27 protein-coding genes and 1 pseudogene are annotated in these 21,458 nt (G+C 48.7%); 6 read left to right on the top strand and 22 right to left on the bottom strand.

The genetic code is table 11. The features are described from left to right. Positions 1-6: 6 nt before the first annotated feature. The 14 genes and pseudogenes from F0320_RS08300 to F0320_RS08240 form a co-directional block, all read right to left on the bottom strand. The gene (locus F0320_RS08300) at positions 7-684 is read right to left on the bottom strand and encodes a hypothetical protein (protein WP_149323861.1); all 678 of its coding nucleotides are present in this window, start codon (positions 682-684) and stop codon (positions 7-9) included. Further along, positions 684-986, bottom strand: a complete 303-nt coding sequence (locus F0320_RS08295) for a hypothetical protein (RefSeq protein WP_149323862.1) — start codon at positions 984-986, stop codon at positions 684-686. Before F0320_RS08295 ends, F0320_RS08300 begins: the two co-directional genes overlap by 1 nt. Then, the gene (locus F0320_RS08290; protein WP_149323863.1) at positions 986-4,171 is read right to left on the bottom strand and encodes a host specificity protein J; all 3,186 of its coding nucleotides are present in this window, start codon (positions 4,169-4,171) and stop codon (positions 986-988) included. The genes F0320_RS08295 and F0320_RS08290 overlap by 1 nt, the downstream gene beginning before the upstream one ends. Before the next feature lie 53 nt (positions 4,172-4,224). Then, positions 4,225-4,824 (bottom strand): tail assembly protein, encoded by a 600-nt coding sequence (locus F0320_RS08285; protein WP_110973573.1) that lies wholly within the window; start codon positions 4,822-4,824, stop codon positions 4,225-4,227. Further along, positions 4,809-5,543 carry a C40 family peptidase gene (locus F0320_RS08280; protein WP_149323864.1) on the bottom strand — a complete coding sequence of 245 codons (735 nt, stop codon included), beginning with the start codon at positions 5,541-5,543 and terminating at the stop codon, positions 4,809-4,811. Before F0320_RS08280 ends, F0320_RS08285 begins: the two co-directional genes overlap by 16 nt. Position 5,544: 1 nt before the next feature. Then, positions 5,545-6,300 (bottom strand): phage minor tail protein L, encoded by a 756-nt coding sequence (locus tag F0320_RS08275; RefSeq protein WP_110973575.1) that lies wholly within the window; start codon positions 6,298-6,300, stop codon positions 5,545-5,547. After that, positions 6,297-6,644: a phage tail protein gene (locus F0320_RS08270; protein ID WP_110973596.1), complete on the bottom strand. Its 348-nt coding sequence runs from the start codon at positions 6,642-6,644 to the stop codon at positions 6,297-6,299. The genes F0320_RS08275 and F0320_RS08270 overlap by 4 nt, the downstream gene beginning before the upstream one ends. A gap of 3 nt (positions 6,645-6,647) precedes the next feature. Next, positions 6,648-7,487 carry a phage tail tape measure protein gene (locus F0320_RS08265; RefSeq protein ID WP_240168057.1) on the bottom strand — a complete coding sequence of 280 codons (840 nt, stop codon included), beginning with the start codon at positions 7,485-7,487 and terminating at the stop codon, positions 6,648-6,650. A gap of 33 nt (positions 7,488-7,520) precedes the next feature. Then, positions 7,521-7,613, bottom strand: a pseudogene (locus tag F0320_RS21780) (phage holin); the annotation flags it as partial. Between the two features lie 90 nt (positions 7,614-7,703). Further along, positions 7,704-8,339 carry a hypothetical protein gene (locus F0320_RS08260; RefSeq protein WP_149323866.1) on the bottom strand — a complete coding sequence of 212 codons (636 nt, stop codon included), beginning with the start codon at positions 8,337-8,339 and terminating at the stop codon, positions 7,704-7,706. 293 nt (positions 8,340-8,632) lie between these two features. Beyond that, positions 8,633-9,238 (bottom strand): hypothetical protein, encoded by a 606-nt coding sequence (locus F0320_RS08255; RefSeq protein WP_149323867.1) that lies wholly within the window; start codon positions 9,236-9,238, stop codon positions 8,633-8,635. Between the two features lie 12 nt (positions 9,239-9,250). After that, the gene (locus F0320_RS08250) at positions 9,251-10,270 is read right to left on the bottom strand and encodes a DUF968 domain-containing protein (protein WP_149323868.1); all 1,020 of its coding nucleotides are present in this window, start codon (positions 10,268-10,270) and stop codon (positions 9,251-9,253) included. Further along, positions 10,270-10,638: a RusA family crossover junction endodeoxyribonuclease gene (locus F0320_RS08245; protein ID WP_049023545.1), complete on the bottom strand. Its 369-nt coding sequence runs from the start codon at positions 10,636-10,638 to the stop codon at positions 10,270-10,272. The genes F0320_RS08250 and F0320_RS08245 overlap by 1 nt, the downstream gene beginning before the upstream one ends. Continuing rightward, positions 10,629-10,829 carry a hypothetical protein gene (locus tag F0320_RS08240; protein ID WP_047174588.1) on the bottom strand — a complete coding sequence of 67 codons (201 nt, stop codon included), beginning with the start codon at positions 10,827-10,829 and terminating at the stop codon, positions 10,629-10,631. Before F0320_RS08240 ends, F0320_RS08245 begins: the two co-directional genes overlap by 10 nt. A gap of 269 nt (positions 10,830-11,098) precedes the next feature. Here F0320_RS08240 and F0320_RS08235 point away from each other — a divergent pair, with 269 nt between their 5' ends. Further along, on the top strand, positions 11,099-12,037 hold the full coding sequence (locus F0320_RS08235) for a hypothetical protein (RefSeq protein WP_149323869.1): 939 nt from the start codon (positions 11,099-11,101) through the stop codon (positions 12,035-12,037). 380 nt (positions 12,038-12,417) lie between these two features. Here F0320_RS08235 and F0320_RS08230 read toward each other — a convergent pair whose 3' ends face one another. Continuing rightward, positions 12,418-12,534: a DinI-like family protein gene (locus tag F0320_RS08230; RefSeq protein WP_306457864.1), complete on the bottom strand. Its 117-nt coding sequence runs from the start codon at positions 12,532-12,534 to the stop codon at positions 12,418-12,420. Beyond that, positions 12,507-12,650: a hypothetical protein gene (locus F0320_RS08225; protein ID WP_316326011.1), complete on the bottom strand. Its 144-nt coding sequence runs from the start codon at positions 12,648-12,650 to the stop codon at positions 12,507-12,509. Before F0320_RS08225 ends, F0320_RS08230 begins: the two co-directional genes overlap by 28 nt. Positions 12,651-12,996: 346 nt before the next feature. On the opposite strand from F0320_RS08225, the gene F0320_RS08220 reads away from it, so the two are divergent. Next, complete coding sequence (locus F0320_RS08220; protein ID WP_240168054.1) at positions 12,997-13,932, top strand: DUF6896 domain-containing protein; 936 nt, start codon at positions 12,997-12,999, stop codon at positions 13,930-13,932. Between the two features lie 664 nt (positions 13,933-14,596). Here the strand turns inward: F0320_RS08220 and F0320_RS08215 are convergent. From F0320_RS08215 to F0320_RS08190, 6 genes are read right to left on the bottom strand one after another with little or no spacing between them, the layout of a single operon-like run. Beyond that, positions 14,597-14,908 (bottom strand): hypothetical protein, encoded by a 312-nt coding sequence (locus F0320_RS08215; RefSeq protein ID WP_149323872.1) that lies wholly within the window; start codon positions 14,906-14,908, stop codon positions 14,597-14,599. A gap of 2 nt (positions 14,909-14,910) precedes the next feature. Continuing rightward, entirely contained in the window at positions 14,911-15,330 is a 420-nt protein-coding gene (locus F0320_RS08210; protein WP_149323873.1) for a PerC family transcriptional regulator, read from the bottom strand. A 14-nt stretch (positions 15,331-15,344) separates the two neighbouring features. Beyond that, on the bottom strand, positions 15,345-15,890 hold the full coding sequence (locus F0320_RS08205) for a replication protein P (protein ID WP_149323893.1): 546 nt from the start codon (positions 15,888-15,890) through the stop codon (positions 15,345-15,347). After that, entirely contained in the window at positions 15,802-16,860 is a 1,059-nt protein-coding gene (locus F0320_RS08200; protein ID WP_149323874.1) for a DnaT-like ssDNA-binding domain-containing protein, read from the bottom strand. Before F0320_RS08200 ends, F0320_RS08205 begins: the two co-directional genes overlap by 89 nt. A 36-nt stretch (positions 16,861-16,896) precedes the next feature. After that, the gene (locus tag F0320_RS08195; protein ID WP_047364301.1) at positions 16,897-17,451 is read right to left on the bottom strand and encodes a toxin YdaT family protein; all 555 of its coding nucleotides are present in this window, start codon (positions 17,449-17,451) and stop codon (positions 16,897-16,899) included. 2 nt (positions 17,452-17,453) lie between these two features. Beyond that, the gene (locus F0320_RS08190) at positions 17,454-17,684 is read right to left on the bottom strand and encodes a transcriptional regulator (RefSeq protein ID WP_010433056.1); all 231 of its coding nucleotides are present in this window, start codon (positions 17,682-17,684) and stop codon (positions 17,454-17,456) included. Between the two features lie 128 nt (positions 17,685-17,812). On the opposite strand from F0320_RS08190, the gene F0320_RS08185 reads away from it, so the two are divergent. From F0320_RS08185 to F0320_RS21775, 4 genes are all read left to right on the top strand, one after another. After that, the gene (locus F0320_RS08185; RefSeq protein WP_149323875.1) at positions 17,813-18,223 is read left to right on the top strand and encodes a helix-turn-helix domain-containing protein; all 411 of its coding nucleotides are present in this window, start codon (positions 17,813-17,815) and stop codon (positions 18,221-18,223) included. 250 nt (positions 18,224-18,473) lie between these two features. Next, positions 18,474-18,596 (top strand): hypothetical protein, encoded by a 123-nt coding sequence (locus F0320_RS08180; protein ID WP_262485851.1) that lies wholly within the window; start codon positions 18,474-18,476, stop codon positions 18,594-18,596. After that, positions 18,593-18,775: a DUF1482 family protein gene (locus F0320_RS08175; protein ID WP_042863370.1), complete on the top strand. Its 183-nt coding sequence runs from the start codon at positions 18,593-18,595 to the stop codon at positions 18,773-18,775. Before F0320_RS08180 ends, F0320_RS08175 begins: the two co-directional genes overlap by 4 nt. Positions 18,776-18,951: 176 nt before the next feature. Then, a complete protein-coding gene (locus F0320_RS21775; protein ID WP_080337274.1) occupies positions 18,952-21,432 on the top strand; it encodes an exonuclease in 2,481 nt (826 codons plus the stop codon). Positions 21,433-21,458: the final 26 nt, after the last annotated feature.

Raw genomic sequence — 21,458 nt, 5'->3', positions numbered from 1 at the left:
AAACGATCAATCATAGGCGGCGGTGTTGATAGCCGTCAAAGCTATTCCAGTCGTTGTCCCACCCGCAGCAGAACCGGTAGCCGTTGTCGAGGGCGCGGCATTAATTCTGGTTGATGAACCATTAAACCGACATCCAGAGTAGGCTGTGATATTCACAATAGTGGGTGGTTTAGTGTTATTGTTCTGGATGATCTGGGAGCCAAGAATAGCGGGTGCCACCGCATAACTACCAGGCAGAGTGATGTCAATATTAATTCCACCTGTCGTAGCTCCAGGCGTCCCAACAGTCACAAGGTCACTCAATATCCGACTCTCGTTTGTCAGAACCAACTTCCCGGTGGCATCCCAGATAGCAAATCCCCATTTTGGCAATGTCTGAGGATAAATAGCAAAGATGTAAGCCGTTAATGTATGTGCCTGTCCATAGGCATTGCTTGATCCAACAAGAATATTTCCTCCTGATCTGGCTGTAGTAACCACAGTAGGCTGAGCAGTATCACTCGTTTTGCAAAAAACCATCGCCGGATAAGAAACGTCCAGAGCTATTGTTGCAGATGCACCGTGATATGCCCCGCTTGCTACTGAGTTAACCACTACCCTCCTGTAGAGACAAAATGGCGTGGACTGAGGCGTAATAAAGGGATTTCCATTATCCAGAGCTATCAGTGCGCCATAATCTGCCATTATGCCTTCTCCACAAAAACTACGAGCTCACATTCAGAGGCTGGATAGTTTCCAATCCCAACGCTGTTTGCCGCGCCAAGAGTTATCGTATTTCCGCTGGCGACGATACGGCGCCCCACCGAGACCGCTCCCCTATCCAGAGAAACGACAAACCCGACCTTCATTCCTGCCGGAATGGTAAACGACCAGCTTCCGGAGTTTTGCCCCTCAGAAAGTTGAATACGTCCGACCACAGATACTGGCTTAATACCGTAATTATTCGGGTTACCATTGGCATCCCATGTCTGAATGCCCCACGTCATTAAAATACCCCTGTAAGTTTACCAATCTGTACGCGGAGGACGCCGTTCGCATCCCTGATGCTGTCAGTAACGTTCGTGGTCTTTCTTGCGCCCTGCCCGTCACTGCCGTAGTTTTCCCAGGCCCCCCCTTTGTCCAGTTTCCATCCGGCCTGTCCTGGGACGTAATTGTTGGACTGGATAAAGTTGCCGATTTTGGCATTGGTGATAGTCCCATCCTGAATAAAACCTGAACTGATAAAGACCTGGCCATTAACCACCGCGAACGGTGAATATTGCGTATTACTACTGCCACTCATCAGCACGAACTGATTAGCGTTAAAACCAACACGGGTAACTACCGGCTTCCCGGCCTCAGCAAGCACGGCAATCGACATCCCGGCGTTGTACATCACACCGTTTATCCTCACGCCTGTTTTGAGGGTGTAGATTGCAGAAGCACCGGAGGCATCGACGACGGCTGTAAGTTTGTCTTCCAGTGAAGCAGTGACGTCCTCTATCCGCGCCTGTACCTGCGTTGATAGTTCGGCCATTGCCTTATCCACCTCTGCAATAGTCGTTTTCACAACCAGGATATCGGCACGTACCTCTCCGTATTGCGCCCATTGATGTTCAAAGGTTCCATGATTGGCCAGCGCGTTCTGCATTGCAGCTTCAAGATTGGTATCAATATCGCTGGTCAGGCGGTCACCGTCGGCCGAGGTAAGGAAATCGTCTGCAATATCACCCAGATAATCATCGGCGTTATCGTTAGACATCCCCCTGATCCAGTCGGTATACCCGGACTCGTTACCCGTTCTGTCAACCAGCTGCGCGCGGTACCAGAATTCCTGCCCTGCTTTAAGGCCGAGCTGGGTGTATTCCGCAGATGGATAAGGCACATCTGAGAGCAAGAGTGGATTTGAAAAGTCACTGTTGGCCGTGTACTGGATTTCTGTTTTGATGGTATCGCCGGTGTTTGCCGGAAAACCCCAGTTCAGACGGATCCCCCAGTTAATGCCCGTGGCCGTGAATCCTACTGGCTTAGGCGGATTACCTACTTTGCCGGTCAGGATCTTCTCCTCTGAATATCCCCATCCTGAGGAAATTTCAGCGGCATTAATTGCGCGCACGCGCACCAGGTAGCGACCGGAATAAATCCCCGGGACGTCAAATGACGTGGTGGAGCTGCGCGGCATGTTCACCCAGTTTCCATCATTGCGGCGCCACTGCCCCTCATAGGCGATAGCATTCTGCGCCTGGTCCCAGCTGACGCGCATCGTTTCGACGCTGATATTCTGCTGAACCACAGAAAACGAGCTGATCACGATGTTAGCTGGCGGTGACTGATTACCAGGAGGTATTACACTTATTGGCCGCTGGTCGATAATTGCGCCAGTATCGATACGGGCATATTTATCCGGATCGTGCCATGCAGCGGTGATCGAGAAGGTGCCATTATCGTTATCGCTTACGCTGACAACGCGGTACTGCTGAGCGTAAAGCTCGTCAGATTCCACCACCCAAACAGCTTCGGCCTGTGGCGTCTCACTGTATGCCGTGGTGACTGTGACTGATTCACCGTTCACGGCCTGAATGGTCCTGCTCTGCGACGCTCCGGAAGGTAGGTTGAGAATAAGGCGATCACCTGCTGCCGCATCTGCCACGCGGTCAAGTTTGATAACGCGACCGTTAACGGCGCTGATGCGGCCGCCCATAACCTTTCCGGAAAGCAGTTCGTCTGCCACGGCGATGATGTAGCCCGGCTGTGGTATGTTTCCATCCAGGCCGACATCGAACGAAACAACACGGTCTTTATTGTTGGTGAGGATGCCCCAGCGGCCTTTTCGGTTTGCTTCTGATTGCCGGGTGCATCCGATAGCCGTCATCTCCAGTTGATTAAAGCCGTAACGTGCCACCAGCGCCTGCTCAAATACGGGCTCCATCGCGTCAGCGTAGGCGTTATCCGGATCGGACCAGGATACCAGCGCTGTGGTGTATCGGGTTTTCGTGGTGCTGCTCGAATAGCTGAAGCGACCGTCAATAACGTTCGCGCGCGTATAGCTGTAATCAACATCACGTGGCATGTCAGCCAGGGCAACGATCTGATCCCCGCCCCAGTAAGTCATGCCGCGGAAGATAGCGGCAAAATCACGCAACACAGTGTAAGCGTCGTTACGGTCCTGAATATAGACGTTGCAGGTATAACGTGGTTCGGTACCGCTTCCGCCTTTCCCGTCCGATACCTGCTGATCGCAATACTGAGCGACCTGATACAACGTCCATTTATCGATGTTAGCCGCAGTAAGTCGGTTACCAAGGCCGAAACGGTCGGTAACCACCAGATCGTAAAAAATCCACGCCGGGTTATCCGTCCATGCCCATTTAAACGCCCCGGTCCAAGTACCGCTGTAGGTTCGGGTTTCAACGTCATAATTATCAGGAACGCGGATGACACGACCGCGAGGCTCACAGGAGATCTGCGGGATTGAGCCGTTAAACTGGCTGGAGTCGAATTCAATGTACAGCAGCGCGGTGTTCGGATAGCGCAACTTGGCGTCGATCACCTCAGTGAAGCTCTGCAGTGTCATCGTGTCGCCAGTCTTCGCGCTGTTAGCATCGGCTGTAATTTTACGCAGTCTGATGGTCCAGGTACTGCCAGCCTGAGGTAAATCAATTCGGTGGCTACGCTCGTAACCAGAGGTTGTTTTCCCGGTCACGCTGGTATTGAGTACCGTCTGCAATGTTCCGCCGTCAGTCTGCAGGTCAATCGCATAGTTGATCGAATAGCCGACCAAATCCCCGTCATCTTCCTGTTTAAACAGAGACGGCCATTTCAGACGCAGGCGCACTGCCGATAGCTGGGTGTTAGTGAAAGTACGTGTCCATGCGGTAACACTGGAAACTTCAGTACCCACGCTGATTTCGTTTTCGGTACCGGGAATGCCCTGAATGTAATTTTGCGCCTGCGTTCCCGCGCGAAACTCCCACGCCACACCGCTGAAGTTCTGTGAACCATCTGCGTTCTCAAGTGCGGTGCCATCGAGATAAATATCACGCGCAGTGAGGCCACCAGCAAACTCCCCCTCTCCAAGCGCGAGAAGGATTTTCGCCTTGGCTACTGACTGCAGATCATCTGGCTGTTCGGTAGGAGTTCGGGAACTGGAGCTGCCGCCCTTGCGGCCCTTTAACACTTTTTCAGTAGCCATATTGCGCCCATAAAAAAAGCCACCCGAAGGTGGCCAGAAAAAAGGTATGTTATCTACTGCTGATCTTCGACATAAATTCCGGCAGAAATAATCGCTCCGCCGATTCGCCTGCGACCGTAGAGAAGTGGTACCGGGTAACCCTGAGCCGCGGTGTTTGTCACGCCACCGAAAGCGTATGAAGCGCGGTTATCTGCACTCTGTTTGCTGGCCAGCCCGGTTGGCTGAGGAGAAAGCATTTGCACAACCCCGCCGACCATCATCGCTGCACCAAATTGTGCGACACCATACCCGGCTGCAGATAACGTACCTGCAGAAAAATAGCCAACAGCCACTCCGACAACGACCAGCACTGCGCCAAGGATTGTTTGTAATAACCCAGCTTTTTTACTACCAATGATTACCGGAACGATGCGGATAACGTCACCGGTAACCGGAAAGCCAAGATCATCCTCACCAATGTTTCTTTTACCCTTAAATACAGAGTATGTAAGCCCGCGACGCTGGCTGGAAATCATAAACTCCTCAAATCCGGGAATGGTCTTCGCGAGTGCGACACCGGCCTCGCTCACACGGGAAATCAGGCGATGGTGAACTTTACCGAAGGTTTTACCGAGCACGCCACCTAGCTCGATACGACTCATGACTTCCTGCATACTTCAACGCCCCTCAAATCTTTATAGCGAACGACTTTCATTGTCCGTTCCTGCCAGTAACCGCCGTACGGCACACGCTGGCTCAGATGTCCGTAAAGGTGGTGCAGCAGCATGTTGCCCTCAAGCAGGATCCCCGCGTGATTCCACTTATCGGCCTGGACCTGCATGATCACCATATCGCCTTGCCTCGGCGGTCCGTCGAACTCTCTGAAACCGCACTCGTACCAGCAATCCTGATAGAAGTTGTCCGGATAATTGTTTTCCCACCAGGGATAATCGACGCGGTAATCATGGAGCTCTATACCGTGGTTTTGGCGGAAATAGCTCATGACCAGACCCCAGCAGTCAAAGTGACCAAGCACAAATGGACGTTCCAGCAGCGGCAGTTCTCCGCGCGGCTGGATGGTACGTAAATCCCCCTCCGGCCAGCTCACGATGTGCCAGGGTAAAAGTGATGCATCGCATTGCGCTTTATCCAGTTCGCTTGGTTGCGTCGTGGCATCAGGGTGGCTGTGAGTGATGGCGATCACAGTTCCCCAGTCTTCAGCTGCTGCGTAGTCTTCCGGACAAAGGACAAAATTGTCCTCTGGCATCGCTGCAAGATTACGGCACGGGAAATAACGTTCAACGCGGCTTTTCTGAACCACGACGCCACAGCACTCACGAGGATATTCAGCTGCAGCATGCGCCATAATGGCATCAATGGTTTTCTGACGCATATCATCTCCTGATCAAAGACGTGCCCGGGAAGCCACCAAACGAGAGTTCATTATTTTCGCCGAACCGAAGTTTGCAGGCCGTCAGAGTGCCGCTGCATTCATCCAGGGACGGATCGCTGACCGGGTTATTGTTTTTGTCGAAATAGTTGGTCCCGGCATAGTCGCAGCCGTCGCCGGTGCGATACTTGTTCCGGATGCACCAGGTACAGAGCGAATGCAGCTGACGCGTCGGAATCATCAGTCCCTGCAGGTCCATCGGACTTGAAAGTGTGAATTCCACGGCCTCGTTTGTCTCTGCGCTTTTGGCATCAATGTAAAATACTTTCACCTTTTCCTGCGTAGGGTCTGCCGTGGGGTTCCCGCCTGGAAAATTTCGGGCATCAAGGTAGCTGGCCAACGTATCATGGATCGTGACCTTCGCCTGCAGCAGATCATCATAGGCAAGACAGAGCGCAGTTATAGAGCTGTCGAGGTTAGCAACCGATAATTTAGGCTGCGCACTGCTCCCACTGGTGGAAACCTCAATCCCCTCAATCTGGCAGGGCCACGCTTTATATTCCTGCCCCTGCCACCAGATGGATTTCGCAGGCAGTTTACTTTCATCCCCACCAGCAGCATCAATCTCTTCTGGTGTATGCGCGATATTATGCGCATGGAAGAAAAGCACATCTGACATTCCGAAGGCCGTACCATCGACAGAAAAAAGCCGGACTTCATTGCCCGGCTCGAGTTTTTGATAATCAGCATTAAGGCTCATGGTGTAAATGCCTGTTCAAACGTTGCGGTTACGGTTTCCACTTTTTTATTCAGGGTGACTCGCTGAAGGCTGTCAGCCTCAACACGCCAGAGGGCTAAATCACCACCAGGTGGAGTGAATGTGAAAGACTTGGTTTTATGCCTCCGCAGAAATGAATGAATCTCTCTGGCTATTACCGGATCGCCGGTGAAAGAAAAGGCATAATTTAGAACCTCATCGTTCAGGCCAGAACCACATACCTGCTTGTACCCATCACCGAACTGCGCCGTTCTGACTGTATCTTTGCTGCTCAGAGTGGGCTGGCTTGCTGCCTGAATCTTCCATGCAAAATGCTCTATAGCCATCATTTACCTCTGTTTAGTGGCATTCCAGATGATTCCCCCAGGCCTTGTTTCGCGTGCGATGCCTTCGCGGACCGAACGATCAACAACTTTCTGATAAGCCTGAGCAAGTGCACCATCGCCACTCTGTTGCTGCTTCGTATCGTTAGACTGCGTTGTAGTCACTGAAACGGGTGCGTAAACGTTAATCCCACCGATACCAGAAGCTGCTGCGCTCCCCCCGCCGACCAGACCACCGGAGGCATACCCTCGCATCAGCCGATAAAGATTGGCCACACCGATGCGGCTGGTTGACTCTTTGGTGAAGACGAACTCCCCGCGGTGAACGATACCGGCTGGCTCGTACTTGCCGCCGTGCCCGGTAAAGCCGCCTGCGTCAAAGCCCGTAGGGCGGAAAGACGGTACCGAAAATGACTGACCTGCAGATGCTGTATTGGTACCGCCACGCACCCAGCCCATTGCGCTCTGGATGGTGTAGGCCACCAGCAACTGGTTGATAACGGAGACAATCATTTTAAGGATCGAGCTGGTGAAGTCCCTGAAGCTCGCCTTCCCGGTTGTCGTCAGGCTGGTAAGCTGACCCGCCATCCCGCTGAACGTTGCCTGCGAAATCTGCTGTACCGAGCTGAAAACGTTTGTCGCAGAATCCTGATATTCGGCCCAGCCCTGTTTAGCCCCGGCCAGCCAGTTTGCGCGCAGGGCATCTTCAGCCTCGAACGTCGCCCTTTGCTCTTCCAGAACCTTTTGCTGCGCCTGAGGGGTGTACGAATAGCTTTCGCTGAGACGCTGCAGCGTAGTTTGTCGCCCGGCTTCCCGGGTGGATAACCACGTCAGCAAACCAAACATGAGGCTACCGAGCACACCAATGGCAGCCCATTGAGATGGTGAGACTTTATCGAGGAGCTGAAGTAACCAGAATCCGGTTCCCCCTCCAGATGCGCCGTATGCAATACCTGTCGTGATTTTTTCCATTCGATACATACTCTCACCTCGCTGAATAGCGGGTGTATGTGGAAATAAAAAAGGCCGCCAGATGGCAGCCTTATTAAGGACTATTTCGATTTATTCAAACAAGAAGCTATTTTTGTAATCACCTAATTTAATAACCCTGATTTCACTTTGGTCAAATTTTAATTCTACTGCCCTCGAGGGTACGAATTGATTTGATGAAATCATTAGTTGTGGATTAGTGTGTTGGGTCATCGAAAAAGATGTTCCGCCAAGATGTTTCAAGGAGATTTTAATTCGTGAGTCTGGAACGAAAAGAATCTTATCTTCGCCAGACACACGTGGCGTGATATCCAAAACGACCCCATCAACATTCCTGTACAGGCAATGTGCCTCTGCCTCGATCATTGAACTACTTTCCCACAGAACCCAGCCATAAACAGGCTCCCCACCATTGATTTCAATCATTTTTGCAACGTTATAATAGCATTCTTGCTCGTAAGGTTCGAAATCATCCGGTTTCGTGAAGGAATAATAACCCATTGCTAATGTTTGATTTGGTTCAATTTTCCCTACGATTTTTGAAGGGTTATTGCTCATGACAGATGGAGTTGTAGCCTCACCGGAATGAAAAAAACCATTGAATCCATTTAAAAAATGCATTTTTATCCCCTGTTTTGAATTTTCAGCTGTGTGGTGCAAGAGATAATCTATAAAAAATATGCCGATTCCACCAGTCGCAAAAAACACAGCATCTTCTTTTTTAGCAGTTCATAACATTTTTCTTATGCTTCGGTATTGAGTGAAGGGATACAAACGACGATATGACAGGGGTATTGATGCAATGCACCTCGCGAATACCCCTGTCGTATCGCCGTAAAGCAAAAGCCCCGACTGGCGGGGCTCTCGTCATGTTCAAATTGTCGCTTATGTTCGCTGCCATCGCGGCGCAGCTCTGCCAAGCATGAATGAATTATCTAAATCCCTGGCTAGTTTTCAATATATAAATAGAAGTAGAGCACGAAAAGTCAAAAACCAATCATTCAGCTCTGCTCAGCCATGAGTTTCCGCGTAGATAAAAAGACCTTCGCCCTGAATATCTCCAGGCACCAGCGAACTCGTTTTCTGGCCTCCCAATCCGTTAGCCACGGTGCGATAGACTGTAGTTCCCGCGTAATGTCTGAGATTTTTTTGCGTGTGGTGTAATACTGCAGACCGACGATATAAACCGGGTCATTTACATCAAGCGCCTGTAGCACTGACTGCTCGACAAAATCAACGTCATCATTTTGCATAGCTTCATCAATGATGCTGGTGGCGGGCTGTGGCCACAAAATGGCGTGAGCACGATTTAACGCCTGCGGCCCTCTGAATCCCTCTGCTCGAGCTTGTTCCAGTGCAGCTGTAAAGCGAGACAATGCCTTATCCGACCATCGCCCGCCCTTAAGAACATCCCAGCATGCATGAGCGCGAGGCAATCGTGGGGCTGTTCCACCGCTTACCCCCTCGCCCCATGTTGTCAGCAATGATTTAATCCATGCCGACTGAATACTTGTAAGAAGCATGCTTTTACCCAGCCAGCTTTTACGCGGCGCACTCGCTGCTTTACCCAGCGCTTCAATATGATTACGGCGTTGACGTGGTGTCATCCTGTTCGCTCCTTACGCCAGAACGCCGAGCGCGTAGGCCCGGTCCAGCACTCTAATGATCATTTCCAGCTGCGAGCCATATTTGCGCTCGAATGCCAGTCGGTCGTTATGCAGTTCGGTGTGATGCTTTCGGCAAAGTGGTATGGAGAAGATGTCATGCGCTTTTGTCGCCATGCCACCCTGCCCCCATCCGATTAAGTGATGTGGGTCGTCTGATTGCTGCTGGCAGCATTCACAGGGCTGTGTTTTCACCCAATTCAGATAATCGCGACTTTCCCAGCGAAGACGCTTTGGTCGACGCATGAAAGACTGAGGCGGCGCCGGATCCACCATCACCCCCACCAGAGGTTCGGTCAGCGCATCAGGCAGGTCAGCGGATGAAACTAATTCCCCGAGGATGCTGGTGGCCGATACTGAAGGCGTAATATCGCTTTCACGACCAATCCTGCTTTCTTGAGGTAAACGAAGCGCTTCACGAACGCAGGATTCTGGAAGTGCATCCGTAACCCCTTTACGAACTGCCCACCAGCAGAGTTCAGCGAGGGAAATCTCGCGGCTTTTGTCGATAGCGAGTGAAATACGAACCGAATCCAGAACAAAGGCAATTACATTTCTGCGTGCCAGCTCTGCCAGTGCTTCGGTACGCTGCTCTCGCAAGTGGTTATCACAATAGCCACAAAGCAGGATGGAGCCAGGCTCATGGTGCATAATGGTTAGTTCGTGGTAGTGGTAATCGCTATGAGCGTATTGGCAATCGCCGCCGCCGTACTTCAGCAACCAGTAATCAAGCCCGCTTATACCACCAGCAGCAGCCAGAACCTGTTCATTCAAAAAGAAGCTTCGCAGCTGCTCGTTTTCAGCCAGTGGCTGCCGCGCATCCGAAACACGACCAGTTTGACACCCGGCCATGCTTTCAGGCTGGCGCTCGATCAACACTCTTCCTGCGGTGAACAACTCCATCAGCTCTCTGCCCGGCTTCAACAGAACGACACCCAACTCTCTCGCAATAACAGGTTGAAGAAGAGCACGCATCACTCGCTCTCCCTGATAATAATTTGCCCATTTTCGCCCCAGAGCTTTGTTATCCTTGAATCCCAGATATGCGTGTCGTCCTCGAAGAGCGCATCCATCAGAGACTTCATCAGGTTATCGAGATCGGGTTTACCCTGATGGGGCTGCCCGTTCATTTCTGTGCGCTTCTTTTTGCTCCAGCTCTTCGGCATCGGAAGAACGAAGGTAACGTGTGAATTTGATTCAGGCATACAAATGCCCAGGAACCGGACGTGATCGCAAAAGGCCCTGTAACGCATAACTTCAGGGCGCTTCTTCCATTTGTCTGAACGCGTCATGCGTGGCTTACCCATCGGGAGGATGTTGTAGACTGTCACGATCACCCCCATGCCCGGGAACGCATACTTTGCGCTGTCTTAGCTGAGGATTTTTGCTGAGGTAGTAATGCGCTGACTATCCAAAGACGAGGGTCAATATCGAGGCTTTTCTCGACGGGGACGCCTTTAGACTTGTAGCGAGCCACCAGTTCATTGGCTTCTTCGGTTGTCAGCCCGGTGTGAGTGAACCAGCTTTTCTTCATGCCGCCTCCTGCAGGAGTGACATCAAAAGAAAATTGCTGGCCCTTTGAGGGGTCAGTAAGGGTTCATTCTGGTTTGATTTTTGCGCCATGGTTTCTCTCCAGTGGCGCAGCAGGCTAGGTTGTTCAGACCTTTAAAGAGATTAACACGGTTTACTAAGTTATGTTATACCTACTCAAGCATCTTTCTTGAGATGAGTCGGAGTAGTATGCTTGATAGCGATTATCACCCCTTATCTATCATAATCGGAATGCCTACCAAGGAATGTGACATGTTGGAGTTTATTCGCGACCTCTTCGCTTCTTTTCGACAAACTTCTCTTGAGAGAGTAAAAAGCCCTTTTTTAGGGGTGTTTGTTTTTTCTTGGATTGCATTTAATTGGCCAATGCTTGCCATTTTATTTTTCAGTAAAAAAGAAATTGAATCTAGAATTGAATTTATAAATTCTAATTTTGAAATAGGCTCATACTTGCTTGCACCTCTTTGCACCTCTGTTTTAATAGCTTTCTTATTACCACAAATAAATAAAATAATTACTAAAATCCAAGACAAGCCCAATTCTGAAACAATTGAACTAACTCTATCATCAAAAATCAGAGTAGCAGAATTGCAACAATCAATAGCAGAAATTGAAGCAAGAAAAAAATTAGCTGATAAAAAAGAAGAAAGATTTATTGAGGAAAGCATAGAGTCAATAAAAAATGAGAATAGCAAATTAAACGACCAAGTCTTATCATATGAGGTTGAAGTTAAAGATCTTCAGGCTAGGTTGAGTGACAGTAAGGCGGAGGAAAATAGCCTGCGAACATTACTTCGCTCAGAAAAAGAGTCTGTTGCGCAGAGTGAAAATGTTCGCAAGCAACTTTCAGATATAAACCTAAATTTAAACTCAACCATAAAGGAACTTGAACAGAGTATCGAGCACGCAAAAAGTGACATCAAAATTCTTACCAAAGACGTATCTGAACTTCGCATTGAGAAAGAAGCACTAGTTAAGAAAAATGAAAACTTAAGTGACCAATTAACAACACTAGCTCATGAATACCAAGGTATTTTTGAAATTAGTATAGTTGATAACATTCCACATGTAGAACTGACGAAAAGGGCAAAGAGGGGCTTACATAACATCAATAACTCAATGCTTTATGGTACTCTTGATGAGATAGTAACCAATAAACTGCCGATTGTTGAACATAATAATAAAGATTGAGTTTGAATAACAATGTTTGGGAGTGATATAAATTTCAATTCAGATACCTTTACTTTCTGCGCCATCACTTAAGTGAGGGCGCAGTCCGTTGCTATGAATACTAGCTCAATGATACCCACTTTTTGCTATTCGATAACCAGCCCGCTCAAGCATCTGCGTAAAGAGTGTCGGTGTTCCTACCATCTCATCATCTTGTAACGGCATGAACGACACCTCGTCGCCTCGTCGGTACATGAGTGCGCGCCCACTGTCAGGAAATGAGTGCAGTCTCGCAACAATAACCCCATCGTGGCATCTAATAACCGCGTAGCCCTTACTAGGTAATTCTTTTATCCGTTTCAACACTATCCCTCCACACTGGAAAGTCATTGCATGCTGTATCAATAAAACCAGTTGTCTGCACTTTCCCAAGTCTTCTGGATGATTTCATCAACCATCTGCTCAGCTTCTTTCTCACCACCGTAAACATTTAACCAATTGGAGCCTGCACGGCGTATGACCAGGCTGCACTCAGCGAACTGATTCTGGAGCCGTTTAACAGTTCTTTTTCCAGTGTCGGAACCACGCTCTGAGGAAGTTCTTGAGCAAGATCAATGGGTAATTCTATTTTCATCGTTGTCTCCACCGCGATAACTGTATATCCATACAGTACATCGCAAGATAGTTTTGATCAACGCTTTAACCGCACGAAATGGTAAACAAAAAGGATCTAATCAAAAAATAACCACATCAAGAACCACATGAAAAATAATATATATCAATAATTTGATTCATTTCGCGACGATACTGATAAACATGTATACTTGTCGCGCTTTTAAGGCAAAGTGGTAAACTACTTGTTCGTCCGGGACACATAGTATTCTTTTTAAAGAAACCAGAAGTGAGTGTGAGCTGTGAATGTAAACCTCTATCATTTGATTATAGACTTTCAAAGCCATGTTGAGGACGCTCTAAAACTAATGTATCGCTCCGGTATTCAAATGCCGTCCTCTTGCAATGAATGGATTGATTATGACATTCCATTTTCAGGTGAGTTAACAGATGGTGTGAAATATTTTAAACATGGTGCTGGATGTCGAGTAGATTTAAACTCTGGAACTGTTGATTTTGATTTCGGTGAACATGGTGAGATAGGTGGATTTAACTCTTGGTGGTTAACTGCATTTGCAGGTAGTAGATTACCCATATATGGCTTTAGTAATTATAATGATGTAGATGATCACTTAAAGCAAGAATTAGAAAAAGGACATTTATCGCCTTTGAATCAAGGTCTGTATTACATTGCTAACGCTCCATTAAAATATGCTTTAGATATAGACGCTCGCGCCCCTGAGGATAAACTTCCTAGCCGTAATCAAGATCATGTTTTAACACTGCAGATTCATTATTTCGAAACGGCTGAACTTATGTTGCGAAATTACAATAAACTCAAACAAAAAATGAAAAAAAATGGATCATTAATTCATCGTGATGAATTTGACATGCGAGTTTATCTTTTTACTTGGTTAGGTTTCTTAGGTGTGGTCTGCGAGGGCTTTCGTAACCTAAACATGCGAATCTTATTGGCTAAAGAGCGCCCCAATGAATTTAAAGAACTTATATCAATTTCAGACAAAATTGGAAAGTTGATGAAAGAAAATTCGAATTCACTCAGAATTTTTAGAAATAATGTTTTTCATCTCAGAGAAAACACAGAATCCGTGCGTCAATTTTTTGATGCAGAAGTTAATCGTATACAATGGGCAAAAGACTTACAAGCGGCACTTTCTGATTTCTTTTCGAATTATCGAGTCTTTTGTGAAGTACATTATTTAGTTAACGGGCGGAATGGCGAGAGTGATTTTATAAGAGAGAAATTAAAGCGCCAGAAGAAATCAAATTTAAAATTACGCTGAGGAGCTTATATTATTGCGGAAGAAAAACGATATATTCTTCTCCAATTTTCTCCACAGGGTATGAAAATTTATTTTCGAACATACCGAAATTATCTTTAGAAAAATAACCAAAATACCCTTGCGAATCAGCGGTATCAGCGAGTTAGAAGCAATCGCAACTTATTTCTTCATTACCTTTTTTGAATGTTACTTTTCTCATTGTCATAAATTGCGTCCTCTGGAAGCTAAATTGATAGCATTCGATACAATTAATTTTTAAGTTATGGCCTCGCATAACGAGGCCATTGATTTGGTGTGGGTTAGGAGGCTACTCCCGGCGACTGTTAAAGGCTTACGGCTGATAGTGTTCCTTGGGTTTATCGGTTACTGATGATGTTCCCACAGCGCCGCACCGCACACAGCTAGGATGAACACAAGTGTTCCACAGTTTTTTTTCATATTCACATCCTCAATGTTGAAAAAGCTAATGATCAGACGGTTAAGCCAATCACCGATCGTTACTAAGGATGAGAACACACCTAAAACCAGTGCCCAAGTACCACTAACAGGAGCTCCGTAAGTCTCGAACTCTTGATTAAGTATATTGATACCAAAATAATATCTCTTTCTCAATAGAGTTTTGCGACTGTTTAATGCCGGATGCCACCAGCATTTAGAGGTTGGTTTATGCGCGGGTGCTCCCAATGACTTTGTGGATCTGATAATCCCGCCAGTTCTGGCGGCAAACTTCGATGATACCGGACTTCTTGCGAACCACCGGTGATGGCTTAATGCATGTTTCCCCGCCTGGCTGCATCACGTACACCGGGTGGTGTCGCTGACCGATGTTCTTCGCGGCGCCAGCAGAAACGAGATGCTCCAGTAGGCGACAGGCCTTTTTGCTGTCGCAGCCCAGCAACTGGCGAACTTGCCGCGGGGTGATCTCGCCGCCGTGCTGAATCGCGCGAAGGATAATCCTGAGCTTATTGCTCGCCATAGTCATACCCTCCCCGCCTGGCGCAGACAGTCTTTACGGCGCTTGGCAATACGGGCTACTTCAACAGCGCTACCGGCGATACCAAACATGTCCGAATATACTGCTGCTGCTCTTCGCCAAAGCCCCCTCTCCTCTAGCTCCTTCGCTTTCTGCTCGGCGGCCTGCATCCTGACCGGATCACTTTTTTCAACCATGCACGGGAGGATTACGTCTGGAATATCTGCGTGCGGTACCGCCCTGTATGTGTACTGAACGCTGTTACGTGATCGAATGATCACGCCTTCGTCACTGAGCTCACGCAGCAATCTGCCAGCTGTGCCGCCAGCCAAGTCCAACGCATCGGAAACATCGCCTACGGCGCAGTTCGGTTGGTAGCGCACGAATACCGCTACCTGTTCTTTTTGGGTTAATGTTTTGGTCATTGGTCAATACTCGATTAGTTGGTTAAACCTGCCGCTTTACGGCGTTGGTACTCTTCCATCAGTAGCTGTGCCGGAGTTGGCCCTGCCGGATGCTGCGGTGCAGCTAGCTGCCGACGGATTGGTGGAACTGAAAGCCCGTTGCTTACGTGCTTCGTCCATTTGGTTAATAACTTCTCTGCCAGTTTTTTAAGTTCCCCCTCGGTCATCTGACGCTCAACACCAGTTCTGCGCATTTCGATACAGATGTGATAGAGCACCGGCTGGGGCCAGGGATATTTGTCACTACCCGAAAAACGATACGACTCGTTACGCCAGCGACGGTATTCACTCATCACCCGGTCAGATGTCAGCCCGAACGGATTTGCACCACTATCTGAAACCAGCGAAACGAACTCAGCAAGATCCGGGGGCCATGTGTTACCTACCGCGCAACGGTCCATGCATTGCTGACAAACCAGTTTGATCTGGCTCTCAGTCATCGAACCTATCTGAGCTATCCACAGGGCCGTGGGTTCTGCCCCATTCTTCTGCGTCCAGCGGTTCGAGAAGATTTCCCCCATCACCTGCCATAACCGCCACGCTGTCTCTGCCGCCATCAAGTCCGTTCCGGCGTCGCCACTCTGCGTGTGCTGACTGTATTTGCTGAACAGCTCGGGATGCTGCTGGCTGTGGTCTAACTGATGCATTCTCGGTACCTCCCGTTTGTGGTGCTTTCAGAACCTTTGCGCGATCCAGGTGGCGAGAGAACTTCTGCTCCCACTGAATTTGATGAAACACTTTCCCTTCGGCTTGCCAGTAAGCGATGAAACTGCTCAGCTCGGCTTCGATATTTATGCCTGCCTTGAGCGGCATGCCCCACAGGTTTGCCTGTCGTGCAAAGTCGGCTGTTGGCTTCCAGTCTTCAAACATCCGGAATTTGCCGAATGGCTGCTGTTGCCCAATTCCGATACCTGGCTGATCCGGATAATCAGGAATAACAGGTTCGACCAGTTCTCTATGTGTGGGGTTTAGATCTTTATGGTTCCTTGGTAGATTCCGTGTCCCGTTTTTGGGACTGTTTAAAGGGAAAAACGGCACTCTTTGGTTAAAATATGAACTGTTAACAATCCCGTTTTTGGTACCCTTATTTCCTGAAATAGTCCCGTTAATGGCACTGTTTGTATTAACAGTTCCGTTTTCGGTACGGTTCAAATTAACCGTCCCGTTTTTGGGATCCTTTAAAGAGTTCCGGTTTTGGATCTGTTCGGCATCGGGTATGCTTTCCTCAACACCAACCAGCTTGTACACAGGAATTTGCTTTGTCCTGCCGCGCCGTTCACCTGTGTCGACAACCAGGCCGATTTCCTGCAGATGCTGCAAGCCTGCAAGCACCGTCTTTCTGTCCATCTCAGTAGCCTCTGCAAGCGCAGCGACGGACGGGTAAGCGCACAAGTCAGCGCCGCACATATCAGCCAGCCAGGTCAGGATCGCCTTACTGGAGGATTTTCCGGTCTTAACTTTCTTGGCCCACCGCATTGCATCAATGCTCATGAAGCCTCCGGGTTGAATTCATTGGTCAAAACTCGATTAAAAAAATTGCGGCGCTACGGCGCTGATGCTCGCCAGTAGTGGTCCCGCCGCGTCAGCAGGTAACATGTTGAATAAAGCGATTGCCGCTTCGCGGATCTCCTTCTCAAGCTTTTGCAGCGGTGCGCCCAGCAACTTCGCCTGATGTGCCTCACTGCATTCTTTGATAGCGCTCGCCACCAGCTCGGCTTCCGTTCTGGCGTTACTGAGTCCATGCTTTCTGGCGATCTCAATGGGCATAGCGGCGACGATTGCCCCCGACAGTTGCATGATGTATGCGGTGTATTTTTCCGAACCACCTTCGTTTTTCAGATACCGGAATAAATTCTGCTTGTTGACCGCGATACCGCGGCCCCCTTCCTTCGCCCACTGCTCAGCCACCATCTGAGCGATTTTCTCCTGCGCCTGGCCGGGCAAAGTGGATTCCCACTCCCGAACTGCAACCTGTATTGAACGGTGCTTAAAGCAATCTCGCCGATGCGCCATAAATTGATTTTGAGTTTTCAGCGGTCCGGCCAGGCGTTGGTTATGATGTTGATATGTAGCTGACTGCATGATTAAGCCTCCTTCTGAGGTAAACCATCTTTTGGATTGGGATAAAGATCAGGTCGTAATTCATTAGGAGTAACTTGCCAATCGACGGCCTTACTCACTTTGAGCACCAGTTCTCCGGGAATTTTGTTTTTGAACCAGCCGTTTACAGTTTGGGCTCTCCTTTTCATCCGGCGTCCTAGTTCAGCCTGACTGCAAATCGATAAGAGCTTTTTTTGAATTGATGTCTTCATCATTTGTTCTCAGTAGTTAACGATGAGTGACAATAAAACAAATTAAATCGATATCGTCAAATTATTTCGATAGTAAGAGCTACAGAAAAAATCTGTATAATTGCTGATAACTAGATGAATTGGATGAAGAGATGAACTTCGGTAAGAGATTGCAAAAGGCCATAAAAGATCTCGAAATATCACAATCTGAGCTGGCGCGCAGACTGGGAGTCAAAGCTCAATCTGTTAATGGCTGGTGCAATTCTGACATTTTACCCAGATCTGAAATACTGAATCTTCTTCCCGCTGCGACTGGGTATCCACTCTCATGGTTCTTCATGGAAGATGGTGAGACCCTCGAAGAGCACGATCCCTGGTCACCAAAACCACAAGTTAAACCTTCAACAGAACTTGAAGAAAGACTTCTAGAAGCATTCGAACAATTGCCAACAGATGATGAAAAAGAACGAATTATCAAGATTATAGACCTCAGACTTGAAGAGCTCGATAATTTTGCAAAGACTTATCTGCAGAAACGTAATCTGATACCGCCTACCAAATAGCCTTTCTTTTAATTAACTCTCCTGCTCGGGTCATCAATGACCAGGCGTTCTTTCGCACCATGCTATCGATTTAAATTGACATGTATCGATTGAATTGATAATAATATTTCTATCGAAACGTGTCATCGAGGCAGGACGCCCACGAAGTAGCTGCCGGCGGCATACGAAACACCGGATGAGATGACAAGACAATCGCGCAGCAGGTTTACCGTTCCGCCAGCCTGGCGTTAAAGGCACACAGGAGTTAACCATGATCGATTTCGCACGCAAAAAAGCTGGCTGCCAAGCCGTTCGCTTAAATCTGTTTGAAGTTCTGGTCCGTAAACTTTGCTATTTACTGGTCCAAAAAGGCAATCCAGAGCTAAAAGCATGAGCTCGTTCTTTGCCCTGATCGTTACCGTCTGTGCCCTCACCGGGGAATGCTCAGACATCATGCTCGGTGTATACAAAACCGAATCTGGCTGTGATGCAGCTGCCAAAGAGCAGCACATTAAAGGAGTGTGTTACCCATATAAACCGGCTGGAGACCAACAGCCTGCTTTCAAGTTTTAATCGAGTTATGACCAATGGCTGCTACCAGCCCCTAAAAGCACAAAACCCGCGTAAGGCGGGTTAAGTACCCGGTCAGCCGACCAAAGCTTTCCGGAATCGAGTTTTGACCAATGACCACTACCCAAGGCGGCAATCACTAGCTGCGGGTATCTTACAACCAAAATTAAGGACCCGATATGGAATTCTTTCATTTAATCAAGGCAACGCAGAAATCCGGCAAAGAAGATGCCGTTATCTGGTTCACGGCTAAATCAGAAGCACGAGCCAATTTGCAGCTGGATGTAGAGCTGGAAGATGCTGGCATTGAAACCGGCCGGGGCAAGGATTATAGCAAGCCTGTCCGTACCGATTTCCCTGTTTACAACGACCTGCCGGAAGAAAGCACAGTAGATTACACCTGGTGCAAACGCTACGAACTGCAGGACGATGGACGCACCTGGCTGCCAAAGGCTGGTGCTGGATCAACTGAAGCCGTGGACAACACTGCCGCACCGGAACCGACCGTTAAAGTCGAAAGTACCGTCGAGAGTGTTCCTCTTGAAAACCGCACTCCAGCGGTCCGTTTTGCCGTCCACATGACCAGCGAAAAATACCAGTCACATATCACTAAAGAGCAGCAGCTGGCTGCCAGCGAAATGTCACTGGATGAAGGCAATACCTATCTTCAGAACATGCTGCTGGCGAAGAACAACATCCCTGAAGTTGCCGAACTCAGCCTGAACGCTGAGTGGAAACTGGTTCAGGCGATTAAGCAGGTATTCGCGCCAGATGAAGCGCACGAAACTGAAGATATCGCTGCATTCATGGCTGACTGGGCTAAAGCAGATGCCAGCGTTCACAACCAATTAGTTGAAGACTGGCGCAGTGGCAAATTTACCCCTCTGAAATCTGAAAGCACCAGTGACACCGGGGTTATAGCAGGTCAGGGTCTTGAAGCTGATAACGGTATCCAGATTGACAAGAATGATGACGAAACCACACGTTATCCAGTCGTTCGCATGCCCTTCCGCAAGCAGGTACTCGCCCAGTTCACCTGCGACGAACTGCGCCACCACTTAACCCGCGAAGAATACGAAGGTATCAGCGCGCTGGAGATGGACACTGACAATAGCTATGTCCAGAACCTGCTGCTGGCGGCAGAAAACTGCGAACAGGTTAAGGGTTACGACACCAAAGACCTGTGGCGCTATACCGACGCCATTCGCAAAGTGTTCAGCCAGGAAAAGCGTCACGAACTCGCTTTGGTTCTCCGATTCACCAGAATCTGGGCGGCGACTGATTACATTGACCGCGGCCTGCTGGTAAAAGAATGGGCCAAAGGCAATCGCGTTGCAGAAATACAGCGTACTGAAAGCGGTACGAATGCTGGCGGAGGCAACAAGACCGACAGAAACCCTGACCTTAAACATGATCTCGACACTCTCGATTTAGAGATTGCGCTGGCCACGTTACCAATGGATTTCAACATTTACGATATCCCTGGTGGTGTTTTCCGTCGGGCTAAAGAGATTGTTAGTAAGAAAGAAAGTCCGTTCAAGGAATGGTCTAAAGCCCTTCGTGCAACCCCGGGAGTTTTGGATTACTCGCGTGCGGCTATCTTTGCACTTATCCGTAGCGCTCACCCAGAACATTATCTGTATCCGGCACGTCTCAGCGGATTCATTAACGCGAACCTGACTGAAAGCGATCATTCTGCACCATCAGACGAAACTCTTGTTGCGGCACGCCATAACCCGGAGGTGAGCTGGACAAACGAGATAGTGACTGATTCTGCTTTTGAAACTGGCGGCCAGAATGAAGGTGCGCAAGTCGACGGCGGCACGCTGCCGGTTCTCGAAAAAGTTGGTAATGGTCTTTTTTCTATTGAAGGGCTGGCCACCAGCAACGCTGTAAATGTCCAACAAAATACCGCGGCGGAGTACGTTGATAATGTGCAGATGGAAGAAACTGGCAATGATGAAACCCCGGACGGTGCTGCGTTATCAGAAGGCACGGAAGAAACTATCTCAGGCGCAAGCACTACTGAGACTTATAGCAGCACAACTGCCATAAATAATGATTCCGGTCATCATAATTATACCGACCCTGAAATGCTCTATACACACCTTATGATCGACATTGAAGCTTTTGGTAAAAAAGCTGATTCACCAGTCGTATCTATCGGGGCCGTGTTCTTTGATCCATCTACAGGTAATACCGGATCGGAATTTTACAAAGTTATTAGCCTGGAATCAGCCATGGCCAGCGGCGGAGTTCCGGATGCATCTACCATTATCTTCTGGCTAAAAGCTTCGCCCGAAGCGCGCTCTGAGTTGGTAATGGATGACGCTATTCCGCTCGATGATGCATTACTGCAGCTAAATGAGTTTATAGGCGAGAATGCGGTTAACGGCCCTGATTCTGTTCAGGTCTGGGGTAATGGTGCCACTTATGACAATGTCCTGCTTGAGGCATCTTATGACCGTACGGGGATCCCCTGCCCATGGAAATTCTGGAATAACCGGGATGTAAGAACCATTGTCGAGTTGGGTAAAGCCGTTGGCTGCAAGCCTCGCTATGAGATCCCATTTGAGGGAGAACCTCACAAGGCTATTTCGGATGCTCTTCATCAGGTCAAATACGTGTCAGCAATCTGGCAGCGTCTGACTGAACACTGATTTTTTAATATCAGAAAATGGCCCTG

It is taken from the genome of Enterobacter dykesii (assembly GCF_008364625.2).
Classification (GTDB): domain Bacteria; phylum Pseudomonadota; class Gammaproteobacteria; order Enterobacterales; family Enterobacteriaceae; genus Enterobacter; species Enterobacter dykesii.
This window is presented reverse-complemented; position numbering and strand designations above follow the sequence as displayed.

Bases quoted from the DNA above. Each gene is read 5' to 3' on its own strand.
- F0320_RS08300 (WP_149323861.1), bottom strand. From the start codon at position 684: ATGGCAGATTATGGCGCACTGATAGCTCTGGATAATGGAAATCCCTTT.
- F0320_RS08295 (WP_149323862.1), bottom strand. From the start codon at position 986: ATGACGTGGGGCATTCAGACATGGGATGCCAATGGTAACCCGAATAAT.
- F0320_RS08290 (WP_149323863.1), bottom strand. From the start codon at position 4,171: ATGGCTACTGAAAAAGTGTTAAAGGGCCGCAAGGGCGGCAGCTCCAGT.
- F0320_RS08285 (WP_110973573.1), bottom strand. From the start codon at position 4,824: ATGCAGGAAGTCATGAGTCGTATCGAGCTAGGTGGCGTGCTCGGTAAA.
- F0320_RS08280 (WP_149323864.1), bottom strand. From the start codon at position 5,543: ATGCGTCAGAAAACCATTGATGCCATTATGGCGCATGCTGCAGCTGAA.
- F0320_RS08275 (WP_110973575.1), bottom strand. From the start codon at position 6,300: ATGAGCCTTAATGCTGATTATCAAAAACTCGAGCCGGGCAATGAAGTC.
- F0320_RS08270 (WP_110973596.1), bottom strand. From the start codon at position 6,644: ATGGCTATAGAGCATTTTGCATGGAAGATTCAGGCAGCAAGCCAGCCC.
- F0320_RS08265 (WP_240168057.1), bottom strand. From the start codon at position 7,487: ATGTTTGGTTTGCTGACGTGGTTATCCACCCGGGAAGCCGGGCGACAA.
- F0320_RS08255 (WP_149323867.1), bottom strand. From the start codon at position 9,238: ATGACACCACGTCAACGCCGTAATCATATTGAAGCGCTGGGTAAAGCA.
- F0320_RS08250 (WP_149323868.1), bottom strand. From the start codon at position 10,270: ATGCGTGCTCTTCTTCAACCTGTTATTGCGAGAGAGTTGGGTGTCGTT.
- F0320_RS08245 (WP_049023545.1), bottom strand. From the start codon at position 10,638: ATGGGGGTGATCGTGACAGTCTACAACATCCTCCCGATGGGTAAGCCA.
- F0320_RS08240 (WP_047174588.1), bottom strand. From the start codon at position 10,829: ATGAAGAAAAGCTGGTTCACTCACACCGGGCTGACAACCGAAGAAGCC.
- F0320_RS08235 (WP_149323869.1), top strand. From the start codon at position 11,099: ATGTTGGAGTTTATTCGCGACCTCTTCGCTTCTTTTCGACAAACTTCT.
- F0320_RS08225 (WP_316326011.1), bottom strand. From the start codon at position 12,650: ATGAAAATAGAATTACCCATTGATCTTGCTCAAGAACTTCCTCAGAGC.
- F0320_RS08220 (WP_240168054.1), top strand. From the start codon at position 12,997: ATGTATCGCTCCGGTATTCAAATGCCGTCCTCTTGCAATGAATGGATT.
- F0320_RS08215 (WP_149323872.1), bottom strand. From the start codon at position 14,908: ATGGCGAGCAATAAGCTCAGGATTATCCTTCGCGCGATTCAGCACGGC.
- F0320_RS08210 (WP_149323873.1), bottom strand. From the start codon at position 15,330: ATGACCAAAACATTAACCCAAAAAGAACAGGTAGCGGTATTCGTGCGC.
- F0320_RS08205 (WP_149323893.1), bottom strand. From the start codon at position 15,890: ATGGGGGAAATCTTCTCGAACCGCTGGACGCAGAAGAATGGGGCAGAA.
- F0320_RS08200 (WP_149323874.1), bottom strand. From the start codon at position 16,860: ATGAGCATTGATGCAATGCGGTGGGCCAAGAAAGTTAAGACCGGAAAA.
- F0320_RS08195 (WP_047364301.1), bottom strand. From the start codon at position 17,451: ATGCAGTCAGCTACATATCAACATCATAACCAACGCCTGGCCGGACCG.
- F0320_RS08190 (WP_010433056.1), bottom strand. From the start codon at position 17,684: ATGATGAAGACATCAATTCAAAAAAAGCTCTTATCGATTTGCAGTCAG.
- F0320_RS08185 (WP_149323875.1), top strand. From the start codon at position 17,813: ATGAACTTCGGTAAGAGATTGCAAAAGGCCATAAAAGATCTCGAAATA.
- F0320_RS08180 (WP_262485851.1), top strand. From the start codon at position 18,474: ATGATCGATTTCGCACGCAAAAAAGCTGGCTGCCAAGCCGTTCGCTTA.
- F0320_RS08175 (WP_042863370.1), top strand. From the start codon at position 18,593: ATGAGCTCGTTCTTTGCCCTGATCGTTACCGTCTGTGCCCTCACCGGG.
- F0320_RS21775 (WP_080337274.1), top strand. From the start codon at position 18,952: ATGGAATTCTTTCATTTAATCAAGGCAACGCAGAAATCCGGCAAAGAA.